This window comes from Thiopseudomonas denitrificans, from assembly GCF_002866065.1.
GTDB lineage: Bacteria > Pseudomonadota > Gammaproteobacteria > Pseudomonadales > Pseudomonadaceae > Thiopseudomonas > Thiopseudomonas denitrificans.
In genome coordinates this window covers 666,515-679,496 of sequence record NZ_LNJZ01000009.1, presented here as the reverse complement: position 1 = coordinate 679,496, position 12,982 = coordinate 666,515, and the positions used below count along the sequence as shown (strand labels likewise).

General features: G+C 49.9%; 13 protein-coding genes. 11 read left to right on the top strand and 2 right to left on the bottom strand.

Annotation, left to right across the window (positions count from 1 at the left end; translation table 11 throughout):
• Positions 1–20 precede the first annotated feature (20 nt).
• The 7 genes from AR306_RS12370 to AR306_RS12345 all read left to right on the top strand — a co-directional run bounded on the left by AR306_RS12370 (position 21) and on the right by AR306_RS12345 (position 7,797).
• Positions 21–1,766 (top strand): carbamoyltransferase family protein, encoded by a 1,746-nt coding sequence (locus tag AR306_RS12370; RefSeq protein ID WP_101497850.1) that lies wholly within the window; start codon positions 21–23, stop codon positions 1,764–1,766.
• 59 nt (positions 1,767–1,825) lie between these two features.
• Positions 1,826–2,920, top strand: a complete 1,095-nt coding sequence (locus tag AR306_RS12365; RefSeq protein ID WP_101497849.1) for a glycosyltransferase — start codon at positions 1,826–1,828, stop codon at positions 2,918–2,920.
• 98 nt (positions 2,921–3,018) lie between these two features.
• On the top strand, positions 3,019–4,131 hold the full coding sequence (locus AR306_RS12360) for a glycosyltransferase (RefSeq protein WP_101497848.1): 1,113 nt from the start codon (positions 3,019–3,021) through the stop codon (positions 4,129–4,131).
• 147 nt (positions 4,132–4,278) lie between these two features.
• Positions 4,279–5,154: a DUF6625 family protein gene (locus tag AR306_RS13250; RefSeq protein WP_133539769.1), complete on the top strand. Its 876-nt coding sequence runs from the start codon at positions 4,279–4,281 to the stop codon at positions 5,152–5,154.
• Positions 5,147–6,274: a glycosyltransferase gene (locus AR306_RS12355; protein ID WP_101497847.1), complete on the top strand. Its 1,128-nt coding sequence runs from the start codon at positions 5,147–5,149 to the stop codon at positions 6,272–6,274. Before AR306_RS13250 ends, AR306_RS12355 begins: the two co-directional genes overlap by 8 nt.
• A gap of 9 nt (positions 6,275–6,283) precedes the next feature.
• Entirely contained in the window at positions 6,284–7,171 is an 888-nt protein-coding gene (locus AR306_RS12350) for a glycosyltransferase (RefSeq protein WP_101497846.1), read from the top strand.
• A 2-nt stretch (positions 7,172–7,173) separates the two neighbouring features.
• A complete protein-coding gene (locus tag AR306_RS12345) occupies positions 7,174–7,797 on the top strand; it encodes a CatB-related O-acetyltransferase (protein WP_101497845.1) in 624 nt (207 codons plus the stop codon).
• A 33-nt stretch (positions 7,798–7,830) separates the two neighbouring features.
• Here AR306_RS12345 and AR306_RS12340 read toward each other — a convergent pair whose 3' ends face one another.
• Positions 7,831–9,024 carry an O-antigen ligase family protein gene (locus tag AR306_RS12340; protein ID WP_101497844.1) on the bottom strand — a complete coding sequence of 398 codons (1,194 nt, stop codon included), beginning with the start codon at positions 9,022–9,024 and terminating at the stop codon, positions 7,831–7,833.
• Positions 9,012–9,578 (bottom strand): serine/threonine-protein kinase, encoded by a 567-nt coding sequence (locus AR306_RS12335; RefSeq protein ID WP_101497843.1) that lies wholly within the window; start codon positions 9,576–9,578, stop codon positions 9,012–9,014. Before AR306_RS12335 ends, AR306_RS12340 begins: the two co-directional genes overlap by 13 nt.
• A gap of 194 nt (positions 9,579–9,772) precedes the next feature.
• On the opposite strand from AR306_RS12335, the gene AR306_RS12330 reads away from it, so the two are divergent.
• The 4 genes from AR306_RS12330 to AR306_RS12315 all read left to right on the top strand — a co-directional run bounded on the left by AR306_RS12330 (position 9,773) and on the right by AR306_RS12315 (position 12,966).
• The gene (locus AR306_RS12330; protein WP_101497842.1) at positions 9,773–10,672 is read left to right on the top strand and encodes a GNAT family N-acetyltransferase; all 900 of its coding nucleotides are present in this window, start codon (positions 9,773–9,775) and stop codon (positions 10,670–10,672) included.
• A gap of 73 nt (positions 10,673–10,745) precedes the next feature.
• Positions 10,746–11,165 carry a nucleotidyltransferase substrate binding protein gene (locus tag AR306_RS12325; RefSeq protein WP_101497841.1) on the top strand — a complete coding sequence of 140 codons (420 nt, stop codon included), beginning with the start codon at positions 10,746–10,748 and terminating at the stop codon, positions 11,163–11,165.
• Positions 11,162–11,494 carry a nucleotidyltransferase domain-containing protein gene (locus AR306_RS12320; protein WP_101497840.1) on the top strand — a complete coding sequence of 111 codons (333 nt, stop codon included), beginning with the start codon at positions 11,162–11,164 and terminating at the stop codon, positions 11,492–11,494. The genes AR306_RS12325 and AR306_RS12320 overlap by 4 nt, the downstream gene beginning before the upstream one ends.
• Positions 11,495–11,556: 62 nt before the next feature.
• Positions 11,557–12,966 carry a PIG-L deacetylase family protein gene (locus AR306_RS12315; RefSeq protein WP_101497839.1) on the top strand — a complete coding sequence of 470 codons (1,410 nt, stop codon included), beginning with the start codon at positions 11,557–11,559 and terminating at the stop codon, positions 12,964–12,966.
• Positions 12,967–12,982: the final 16 nt, after the last annotated feature.

Sequence of the window (12,982 nt, the reverse complement as noted above, 5' to 3'; positions counted from 1 at the left end):
TATTGAGAGGCAACAACTTCATGGCATTGACTATTCTGGGTCTGTCCGGCGCATTGAGCCACGACCCGTCCGCCGCCCTGTACATTGATGGCAAGCTGATCGCTGCCGTGGAAGAAGAGCGTCTGGTGCGCGACAAGCACGCCAAAAACCGCATGCCCTACGAGTCTGCCAAGTTTTGCCTGGAACAGGCTGGTATCGAGCCAAAAGATGTGGATGTTGTCGCCATTCCTTTTGCCCCGATCAGCATCACGGAAAAAGCCCGCTGGCACTATGCCAAGCGCTACTGGTATGCGCCAGACCGTGCTCTGGATGCCATCCTGATGGGTAACCGCCGCTACCGCCGTTACTACAAGAAGATCCAGTGGTGCCTGCAACAGCTGGGTTTTGACCTGAAAAAGGTCAAGATCGAGCCGGTCGAACACCACATTGCCCACGCCGCCAGTGCCTACCTGTGCTCGGGCTTCCAGGAAAAGACCGCCATTCTCGGCATCGACGGCAAGGGTGAATACGCTACTACCTTCTTCGGCTATGGCGAAAACGGCAAGATCCACAAGATCAAAGAGTTTTACGATCCTGATTCCCTGGGTGGTCTCTATGGCGCCATGACCGAGTTTCTCGGTTTCGAGATGCTCGATGGCGAGTTCAAGGTCATGGGTATGGCACCCTATGGCGATCCGAGCAAATATGACCTGTCGCGCCTGGCCAAATTCGAGAATGGCGAACTGATCATTAATACCGACTACGTCAACGTGGTCGGTACCCGTCGCTACAAGGAAAGGGGCAAGGGTTACTACTTCTCGCCCAAGCTGATTGAGTGGCTGGGACCCAAGCGTGAAGGCGATATCGCCGATGAGCCTTACATCCACTACGCCGCCAGCGTGCAGGCGCTGTTTGAAAAGCTGTCGCTGGAGATGATGGAGTACTACCTGGGCGACATCCTCAAGGAAACCGGCAAGCTGGCTTTTGCCGGCGGCAGTGCGCTGAACGTCAAACTCAACCAGAAAATCATTGCCCGTGACGACGTCAAGGAACTGTTTGTACAGCCGGCTGCCGGCGACGCCGGCACTGCGGTAGGCGCGGCCGCCTATGTCTCCCAGCAGCGTGGCGTGCCGGTCGAGAAGATGGAACATGTCTATCTTGGCCCGTCCTACACCAATGAAGACATCATTGCCGCCTGTGCCAGACATCTGAACCAGCCCAAGTGGCAGAAAATCGACAACGTCCCCGAGCAGATTGCCAAAATCATGGTGGAAGGCAACCCGGTGGCCTGGTTCCAGGGCCGCATGGAGTTTGGTCCACGTGCGCTGGGTGGCCGCTCCATCATCGGTTGCCCGAGTGTGCCGGGTGTGGCCGACCGCATCAACGAACAGATCAAGTTTCGTGAACGCTGGCGCCCGTTCTGCCCGTCCATGCTGGATACAGTGGCACCACAGATGCTCAAGGTGGAGCACCCGTCTCCGTTCATGACATTTACCTTTGAAGTCAACGAAGGCTGGGATCAGCGCGTGCCCGAAGTGGTACACGAAGATGGCACCTCCCGCGCCCAGGTGCTGGAGCGTCAGCACAACCCGCGCTGGTACGACCTGATGCTGGAGCTGGAAAAGCACACCGGCAACGGCGTGTCGCTGAACACCTCGCTGAACCGCCGTGGCGAACCCATGGTGTGCTCACCCACTGATGCGCTGAACATGTTCTACGGGTCGGATCTGCAGTATCTGATCATGGAGGATGTGCTGGTGGTGAAGGAACCAACCGCTGATCAATAAACTGAAGATAATCTTGCGCTTGCGCACCTGAAACGATGCGCTATTTTGGAGGAGCTGTGATGGCTGGTAGCACAGACAAACAACAATGGATTCTGCAGTTTTGTCATGGCTATGACGGACCTTTCATGGACTGTGCCCGCCAATATGCAGTGCTGTTCAAGGATACCGACTACAAGGTTTGTACTGTCTACCTGACGGGCGAGCCAAGCGAAGATGTTGTAAAAGGCAGCGCCTCAGATGAGGTGCTGTTTTTTAATTACAGCAGCAAACAGGTTCGTGGCCTGAAGCTGGCGGCCATCAGGGATTTTAAAAAACTTGTGGCCAGTCGAGACTTCGCTTACTGCATCGCCCACCGCTTCAAGCCCATCTATATCGCCTTGCTGGGCAGTAAATTGCCGGTGATTGGCGTGCATCACGCCTTTGGCGACTACAAGCGCAAAAGCCGCCAGCTGTTTGCCAATTTTTTCAAAAACCGTTTGCGATTGCTAGGCGTGTCCAATGCTGTGCGCGATGACATGCGTGCATGCTTGCCTGGCTTTGAACCGAATAATATTGAAACCCTGTATAACCGCATTGATGTAGAGGCAGTGCAGGCCGAGCAGGTAAGCCGTGAAGAAGCCAGAGAGTACCTTGGGCTGCCACAGGATGCCTGGGTGGTCGGCAATGTCGGGCGACTGCATCCGGATAAGGATCAAACGACCCTGATCAACGGCTTTGCCCTGGCTTTGCCACAGTTGCCCGCAGGAAGTCTACTGGCCATTATGGGCAGCGGTCGCCTTGAGCAGCAGTTGAAAAACCTGGCTATTGAGCTGGGTGTTGTCGACAGTGTGCGCTTTCTTGGCCAGGTACCCAATGGTCGTCGTTACTTCAAGGCGTTCGACCTGTTTGCCCTGACGTCTGATCATGAGCCGTTTGGTATGGTGCTGCTAGAAGCCATGGCTGCTGGGGTGCCAGTGATTGCGACGGATTGTGGGGGGGCGAGGGAGGTGGTAGGCCCTGGAGCCAGGTTTGCATATAAGTCTGAGAACGCACTGGCAGCAAAGCTTACAGAGCAACAGGCAGATGGTAATTTAACACTGGTAGAAGTTCCGGAAGCCTTTACTGATCGGATAGCTATTGAAAAATATGCAGCCTGGATATATCAAAAATCATAGCTTGATTAGAAAAGCTAGGGCTGGTTGATAAGCAATTATGCTAATTATTAGTCGCGGTTAATAGTTTGTTGAGATACAGAATAGGTTAAAGAAGAAAAATGGAATTGAAACAAATTAAAGTTATTTTGCTTTCAGGAACCATGAAAATGTCGGGGTCCACGACGTGGATAAATAATTTGGCAGTTGGCTTTTCTCGCTTAGATGTTGAGTATTTGCATTTGATCGTAGGAACGCTAGGAAGGTTTCCATCGCGGGCTCAAAGTGTTTTGTACACTGGACGTTCACGCAGTAATTGGTTGGTCAGATTGTTGCGTTGGATTCAGTTTCATAAAATATTTAAGCAGGCTTTTTCTCGGGTTGAAATGAGATTTTTTAATAAAAAATGTTCTGATCTTCTAAAGGGAAAATTAAGCGACCGTGTCTTGGTTGTTAAGGGTTTTAATAGTTTTTTGCCAGAGTTTTTCTTGACAGAACAGTTCGTTGTAGTAGATGTGCTTCATAATAACGTTAATGTCTGCGAGCTTAAAGGGTATCAAGGTCAGCTAGTAGCAGTTAGCGATACAGTGCGTGAAGGTGCTTTTGCACTGGGCTATCCTGTAATTAAGACGATTTATAATCCAATTGATATTTCAGAGTTACAGCTTAAAGCTAAAGAATATGAAGTGGACTGTGATTCACCCTATATATTGTATGTGGGTAATTTTTTTAAAGAAAAAGGAGTGTTTGATTTGCTTCAAGCATACGCCTCTTCTGAAAACCCTGAAGTTAAAAAATGTAAATTAGTTTATGTGGGCGGCGGCAGTTCTTTTAACGAATTGAAGAAGCAAGTAGCTGAGAACGATTTGCAGGATCGTGTTGTTTTTACCGGGTTATTAGAAAACCCCTACCCTTGGATTGCACGGGCGAGTTTATTAGTTTTACCTTCATACGCTGAAGCCATGCCGTATGTTCCAATTGAGTCAGCCGTTCTAAAAACAGCATATTTGGTTGCAGGATTTAAGGCGGCAAGCGAGTTTTTTTGTACTGAAAATATCTATACAGTAACTAATCAGCCTGGGCAAAGAGTACAGAGCTTAAAAAATGCGCTGCCTTTGGCACTAATGGCTAATTCATTTGAATTACTACCTGGACTGAAAGACAAAATTAAGCCTGAGGAAGTGGCTTTGCAATATTATTCTTTACTTCGTGAGGCTGATGCAGGTGTTGAGTAGTGTTGTAAATCCATTTAAAGGTATTTCTAAGTGAATTTTAGAATTAAAGTGGGTTTTTTGTAGCTGTGGGTGGCTGAATGGTGATTAATGTGCTGGGTGGATTAATTGCTGTTTTTGCTTGGTTTTATATGAGCTTGAGAGTGACGTGTGAGTAAGATTATTGTTCTTATGCCATATTTTGGCCGGTGGCCATTTTGGATGAAGCTTTTTCTTGAAAGCTGTCGGCGTAATCCATCTGTTCATTGGTGTTTTATTAGTGATTGTGGAAGGATGCCTGAATTTCCTGACAATGTTTTTTATAAGGAAATGAGCTTTACAGACTATAAGGCCTGTGTTTCTGAAAGGCTTTCTATATCGTTTGATCCGGAAAGTGCATATAAAATATGTGACATAAGGCCAGCCTTTGGTTATCTGCACTCCGACTTAATTAAGGGGTATGATTTTTGGGGGTTTGGTGACTTAGACCTTGTCTATGGCGACTTAAGAAAAGTTTACACTGAAGATTATATTGGTAAATATGATTTAATATCAAACCATGGGACAAGGGTGTCGGGCCATCTTTGCTTAATTAGAAATACTGAGCAAATGAACTTGATTTTTAAAGAGATACCGCATTGGCAGCAGCGATTTTCTGATAACGCTCATCAGGCTATTGATGAAAGAGCTTTTAGTAGATTGTTTGTTAAGCATAAGAATTTTCCAGCGTTTATTAGAAAGCCTTTAACTTGGATTCTATATTCGAATTCGAGAAAGTGTTCTTTTGTTGAGCGTTATACAACACCCGACGGTTGTATTTCCTGGAGAGATGGTAGTTACGTTTTCCCAAAGGAATGGTTTTGGGATGGCGAGAATATTTCTAATAGTTTTCAGATTGAACCAGATATTCCATACTTTCATTTTGCTATCTGGAAAAAAAGTACTTGGAATGACCTGCCAGCAGGTAGTTATATTCCGTACATAGAAGGCAAAACATACCGATTTAGCTCTAGCGGTATCGATATTGTTGAGACAGTAGATGAGTAAAATAAAGGTTTTACAACTTCATCCTGATTACAATATTCGAAAAATGGATATTTCAGACCTTGGGGAGCAGCTGTTTAAAGCGCTGCCTGCCGAGCGATTTGAAACTGTAACAGCTTTTTTAAGTGGCAAGCCGGGGCAAGGTCAACCAGAAAGTATTGCGCACCGTTCAGTTTATTTTGGTTTTTCTGCTGCTGAGTTGAAAGGTTTAAGAATTAAAGCGTTGTGGTTGCTGTATAAGTTTCTTAAAGAAGAACGCTTTGATGTGGTGATCTGCAATCGCTACAAACCGGTCAATATGATGCTCACACTGGCTCGGTTCTTAAAAATCACCAAGTGCATAGCGATTGTGCATGGCTTTGGTGACTATGATCGACGCTATAGAAAGAAACAGCTGGCCAGAAATTTAACTGAAAATTGGGTTTTTGTGGGTGTATCCGCAGCGGTTAGAGAATATTTAATTGCTTTAAGGGCCGGGCTAACGGATAAAAATACCAGCTATATCACTAACGCTATTGATTTGGCTGCGGCACGTGACTTAATGCTTGATAAGGCAAGTGCAAGAGCGGCATTAGGCTTAAGCCCTGATGCCGTACTTATTGGTGCAATGGGACGTCTGGTGCCCCTTAAAGCCCATGACTGCCTGATTAATGCGTTTTCGGGCCTGGCACATGAATTTCCGCGCAGTCAGCTGGCTATCTTGGGTGAAGGGCGTGAACGGGAGCGGCTCGAACAGCTGATCGCCGAGCTTGGGCTTGAGGGGCGCGTTCAGCTTGTTGGCTTTAAGGAGGATGCGCTGCAATACCTTAAAGCCTTTGACGTCTGGACTATGCCGTCACTTCGTGAGGGACTTGGGCTGGCCTTGCTTGAAGGGATGTGTGCTGGCTTGCCGGTTATTGCTTCTTCGGTTCCAGCTATGTTGCCGCTTGTGCAGGGTGCAGAGGGCATAGCGGTTACACCTGGTAGCGTGGAAGAGCTTACAGCGGCACTTAGGAAGTATCTGGAAATGACAGATGAAGAACGCAAGCAGGCAGGCAGCAAAGTACTTGATTATGTACTAAATAACCACGGCATAGATGAGTTTAGAGAAAAGTATCTTCAGCTGATTTCTACAGGCTTTTAGGGGATCGAGATGACTAATGTAACCTGTCCGCTGGTTTCCGTTATTGTTTCTTGCTACAACCATGCGATTTATATTGAACAGTGCTTGTTAAGTATTCTCGATCAGGATTATCCCAATATCGAGCTACTGGTTATTGATGATGGCTCAAAAGATGACAGCGCTGTTGTCATTCAGAAACTGCAGGAGCGATATGGTTTCTATTTTTTGGCGCGTGAAAACAAAGGACTGACCAAAAGCCTTAACGAGCTGGTTGCAGCAAGCAAAGGTGAATTCATTATTCCGCTGGGCTCGGATGATGTGATGTTGCCGGGACGTATCAGTGCGCAGATTGCCCATGTCATTGACAAGCCGGAGGTGGGAATCTGTGGTGGCAATATCGAGCTGATTGATGAAACGGGTGCGCTCTATCCGGAAAAAAGGCAAAACCGTTTTATCCCTTTTCGCCGCATGAATTTCGAGGACGTATTTCTGGAGCGCAAACCCTATGTGCCGGCAACGACCTTGATGATCCGCAAGTCGGCGCTGCTGGAGGTTGGCGGCTTTGATGAAAATAATAATCTTGAAGACTTGATGGTCGAGCTGAGAATAACTCGCGCTGGTTATTTTATAGATTGCCTTGACATACCTCTTGGCCAGCACAGGAAGCACAAGCATAACTCGTCTAAAAACATACCTTTCATGGTTGACAGCATTCTGGACACCTATCAGGTTTTTTCGGATCACCCGGACTACTTCTTTGTTAAATATAAATTTCTCAGCTCAATGTTTTTGAAAATGGCCAATCGTGACAAGGCTTATGCTTACGCCTTGTTGAAAATGATACCTTTCAAGCATTGGAATAAGAAAACCTGGCGCGGGCTGGTGCGCCTGGTCTTCTCGCCGCTTGAGAAGGGATAGATATGGGTTTTTGGCAGAAGTTTCGTGATAAACAAGTCAGGAAGAAAATCCGGAAGCTACCCCGGGTAGAGCGTGGTGTTGCCCGTTTTGCTCACGCCTATGCTGATCGGGGTTATATCTATGGTTATGGTAGTTATGGATTGCCAATTGTTCATGACTGGAATGAAGGAAGCCGTTTGCAAATAGGGCGGTTTTGCTCTATTGCCGAAGATGTTCATATCTTTTTGGGCGGACATCACCGGGCCGACTGGGTTAGCACATTTCCTTTTCCCGCTTTTTATCCACGGCATGCTGGAATCGAGAATTATGCAGTTAGTCGCGGTGATGTTGTAATCGGCAACGATGTATGGCTTTGCACGGGAGCCAAAATACTGTCGGGTGTCAAGGTTGGGGATGGCGCCATTATTGGGGCCTATGCCGTAGTGACCAAGGATGTGGAGCCCTATTCTGTGGTGGCTGGAAATCCAGCCCGGCTTGTACGCCACCGATTCAGTCAAATCGAGTGCGACAAATTGCAAGAAATTGGTTGGTGGAACTGGGATGCTGCACGTATCGAGCAAGCTATTCCACTGCTGTGCTCAGATGATCTGGGCCGGTTTTTTGAGTTTGCAGCACAACAGGGCTAGCTGAGTTGCTAGCCCCGCAAGCAGTGATGTCGGTCATTTCAAAATACCTTTTCTGTATTGCAGTGCCGCAATAAACGCCAACGGAATCCAGGTGATAAACCAGTGTTCCTTGGGGCGTGGAAAAAGTCCGCCACCTTCTGTCATGCCGGCTGCTATTCCATAGACCAGCAGGCAGCTTGCAATGATAAACAGCTTGTCATTCTTGTTTTTGATACATGACAATAGCGCAGCAAGGTGCATTGCTGTCCAGAATATAAATCCTGTTGCTCCCGTAAAGTATAGTACTGTCAAGTGTATGTTATGGGGCTCGCGAAAGGACGTCTGCAGCGACTCTACAAAGAAATCCGGATTGTTTCCAAATCCATAGCCCAGCACTGGATAAATCTTTATTTGATCTATGGCTGACATCCATAACTCGGGCCTGTAGGAAAACCCGCGATTCACAAAGAGCTCCGGATAGAACAGATAAGCAATGACAGCGGCTACAGCCAGACCACCCAAAACCTTCACTGCATGCTTGTTGGCGCTGATAACAGGCAGCCACAGTGCGGTACAGGCAAGCGCCAGCAGCGGAGTCCTTGAGCCTGTGGCCAGTGTGAGGATGAAAAACAGCAGGGCCATACCGCCGGAAGCCAAACGGATGTTTTTTTCTTTCTGATAAATGGCGATGAGCCCAAGCAGTACGCTGTAAAAACCGTATAGATGCGAGCTAAGCAGAGGGTTGTCCAGCATACCGGCGCCAATGAATCTATCTCCAAGATTCTTGCTTGAAAGGATAGAGAAGATCCATGGGATAAAACTGTAATAACTTATGACTAAAAAAACTGTTGCTGCAGCCAGGACTGTTTTTATGGTGAGATCAATGGCGTTTTTTGCCAAGAAGCAAATGGTGATAAAAAGTGCTACGGTATATGCTTCCCGTTTTAGCAGGTTGGGTATTTCATCGCTTGAATTGATTGCGGTAGATAAAATTGTGGCGAGCGAGAAAATAATAAATATGGATATGATTGGGGTTTTCAGCGCTGTGCTCAGTTCTTTTTTGCCAAGACCAAACAAGGCGGCCGGAATGAATGTGAAGTAGAAAATTTTATGGTAGGTTGATTTGCTATCAAGCAGTCCTTGTCCGGCTAGTAGAAAAAAAAGTCCGGTTATAGCTGCCACTATCAGCCAGTGCTTTATGCTTTTGTAATCAAAGCCGGTTGTCTGAAGGCTGTTTAATCTGTCCATTCAAAAATCCAGTGATCCTTTGGGTTTTTTTTAATATGTTTTATGTTTCTTTGTCTTTGATTGTTGTTTAGCTTCTTTCGCCGGGTTTTCATATCCGAAATATCAATCAGCCCCAGCTCCCCCTCAGGCGTCAGCACCACATTACCCAGATGCATCGACCTGAAGTAGATTCCAAGGTCGTGCACTCTGTCGACGAATTTCCAGAATCGTTCCCGGATATCTTCCGGGCAGTCGCCTTCCCCATCGCGCAGCTGTCGCAGAGTCAGGCCGGGCAGGGGATGATAGTGCACGGCATCACGCTCGATACTCGGAATCCGGTAAACGCTGATTATCTCGGGGCAGGGGATACCCAGCTGCTTGAGTTTTGCTGCGTTATCGGCAAAACGCTGGGCATACGGCCAGATGGCCGCCGAGCTGATCAGGCGCTTGCGGCGAAATAGCTTAAGAAAGGTACCGTCGGCCAGAATGATCACCTTGTCGCCGTGGCCGTCCTGCTCGATCACCTTGCCGCCTTCACGCAGGGTGAGGTAGTCGTCGTGCTGGAGTATTTGCATGATTTCTCCGTATTGTCAGGCCGTGCAGTTTACCTGAATTGGTGGGGGCTGGCACGTGAAGCGCCACCGGGTGGCAGGCTGGGCGGCAGTGACAGGGTGGAACAGGTTTTTGTGCGAATGAATTCGCACAGATTGTGACTTCCGCGCGCTGCTATACTGTGCGGCATTTCTTGTATGGCTTAAGGCTTTTATTGATGTTGAGTATTTTTCGCCACTGGCGCGAGCAGGGCTGGTCGCCGATTTCGGTGACGGATTATCGTGCAGCCTGGCAGCGCTTTGGCGGCAGCGTGATCACGCATCCGGATTTTATTGGAAGGCTGTCGATGCTGGCCGGTATTCCGGTCCATTATCTGGGCTGGGAAGTGGCCGGTGAAGTGCGCGCCGCAGTAGCGGTGTGGGGGCGGGATCTGGCCTTGTCCAAGACGGGTTTGAAAAAACATGGCAAAAGGCGTCTGTTTGATCTTGGCAATGCCGAGGTGATCATTCCGCAGGCGGCAGATACCGGTATCCGTCTGCGTCACAGGATGCAGTTTGTTTCAGCCCTGCACGAAGGACGCATAACCGGGCTGCGGGCACAGAGCCAGGAGATTGCGTTGTTGCGCGAGCCGGAAGAGTACAGCAAGAAGTTCCGTTACAACCAGCGCCGCGAGCTGCGCCTGCTGGAAGAACAGGGTGGTGAGCTGCTTTCTTTCACCGAATTACCCAGCACCGAGCAGGCGCGGATATACAGTGACCTGTTCGAGCAGCGCTGGGGCTTTGCCACGCCCGGCAAGGAGCGCCTGGCCGAGGTGCTGGAGCTGCTGCGGCCTTACCTCGTGGGCTCATACATTTGCGTGAATGGTCAGCCGGCTGCCGCGCAGATCCTGTACAGGGTCGAGTCGCCGGAGTGGATCAGCGTTGAATACATCAATGGCGGGGTTGATCCGCAATTCAATGAGCTCAGCCCGGGCAGCGTATTGACCTGGGTGAATACCCAGGCCGAGTGCGAGCATGCCCGGGCGCAAGGGAAAGCGCTGCGCTATTCCTTCGGCCGTGCCGATCGTGAGTACAAGGACCGCTGGTGCCACCGCGTGCCGGTGTTTGAGGTAAAGTAAAACCGTTCTTGCCAGGGTTGCTAAGCAGGCTGGAGGCAAGGTTAGTCCGGATTAATTTGTGGAAAGGTAAGCTATGCAGGATATTCGCTGGATACAGCGTCTAAGCAACTACAAGAGGGCTCGTACACGACTGGTTGATGCAGTCGAGCTGGCTGCTACTCGCGAGTTGAGCGATCTGGAAAAGCAGGGGCTTATCCAGGCCTTTGAGTTTGTTTTTGAGCTGGCCTGGAATCTGATGAAAGACTATTTCACTTATCAGGGAAATCCGGACATTACCGGCTCTCGTGATGCCATTCGCAGCGCTTTCAAGGCGGGTTTGATCGAAGATGGCTCAGGCTGGATGGAAATGATCAAAAGCCGCAATCAGTCCTCTCATACATATAATGAAAGCGTAGCCAACGAAATTTGTGACAAGATTCTGTCGAGTTACCATGGGCTGTTTGCCGACTTTGAACAGCATATGCAGGGTTTGGCTGAGCAGTCTCGGTTATGAGCGAGAGATTTGGTTTGCCAGAACACGCCATCGAGCAGCTGTGCAGTATTTTTCAGGGTTATCCGGAAATTGAGCGTGTGCTGGTCTATGGCTCCCGGGCCAAGGGTAATTACCGCCCCGGTTCGGATATCGACTTGAGCCTGGTTGCACCCGCCATGAGTTTTGATGCTCTGCTGCAGATTGAAAACAGAATTGATGACCTTTTGCTTCCCTGGATGATTGATTTGTCATTGCTGCATCAGATCGAAAACTCTGACCTGGTTGCGCATATCAACAGGGTGGGTGTCGACTTGTGTACTTTGACTGGTACACGGGCATCTGCGCAGTAGTGCAGAGTAGATACCGCTGATAACACGCATTAGTGCCAGCTCTGGCTTTTAGGGTAAAACTCATGTCACAACGCAAACAGCAGCTGCTCAGGCGGCACCGTAAAAACAAGCGCATGGCCATGCTCGTCCTGCTTCTGGTCATCGCGCTGAGCAGTGTTCTTTTCAGCTGGTGGTGTCTGCCGCTGGGGCTATTGCTAGCTTGGCTGGTTCACGAAGCCTGGTTTGCCGATCACATTTTCTATGCCGCCGGTGATGATTATCAGTATAGCTTTCCGGCAGGTACGCAATGCCATGCACTGCAAATCATTGGTGGACAGTTGCACTGGCCGGAGGCGGAGCCGGCAAGCTCAGACAGTACCCTGATTCTGCAGGTGCGCATCAAAAGCAGCTGGCTGGGCAGGCTGCTCGACCCATGGGTCCAGCTCGGCGATGACCGTCAAGCCTTTGAGCGTGGAGCCCGTGGCATTCGTTACCTGAACCTGACTGGCCAGCTGGAGCAATTGCGCAGCGGACTCGTTTTGAAAGGCCAGTACTGCCAGCTGCAGCCGACAGTACAGCTGCACGTGTTTGCAGCACCAGAACTGTCCGGCAAACGCTTGCTGATTCTGGCTCCCCATGCCGATGATGCGGAGCTGGCGGCATTCGGGCTGTACAGTCGCATGCCGGAAACCACGTCCATTGTCACCCTGACCCAGGGTGAGATCGAGGCGGAGTTCTATCATCAGATGGGCCTTGAGCCGCAGCAGGCGGCCCGGCTGAAAGGCCGCTTGCGCAGTTGGGACAGTCTGGCCATTCCGTTGTGGGGCGGGGTGAGGCAAGAGCACTGTGTGCAGCTGGGTTATTATTGCCTGCAACTGCCCGCGATGCGTGAGCAGCCGGAACAGGCGTTCGGCTCGCGTGAATCGGGTGAGGCGGATGTGCGCACGGTGCGCAGACAAAATCCGTTTGTGCTGCCATCGGATGAAGACGGCATTCCGAGCTGGACCAATCTGGTTGCCGACCTGGCTGCCTGCTTGCAGCATTTCAGGCCGCAGGTGGTAGTGATGCCCCATCCCGAGCTGGACCCGCACAGCGACCATATTGCCACCGGCCAGGCTTTCCATCAGGCGCTTGAGCAGTTGGACGAAAAACCGGAATTGTTGCTGCTGTATGCCAACCATCTGCATGACAATGACCGCTGGCCCATGGGCGATGCAGGTACCGGCGTGGCCTTGCCACCAGCGATGGAGCCATTGCCGGCTTTGCCGTTGTTCAGCCATGTACTGAGTGCGGATACGCAGATGGACAAGGCCATGGCATTGCGCATGCAGCATGACCTGCAGCCGCCGCTGAGTGCCAAACGGCGCGTACGGCGTGTGATCCAGCAATTGCTGACCGGCCGGCGCTGGCCGAAAACCGGTGACAATGAATTCCTGCGCAAGGCGGTACGCCGGCATGAACTGTTCTGGGTGCGAGAACTTGAACAGCAGTGATCCGGTCAACAAAAAG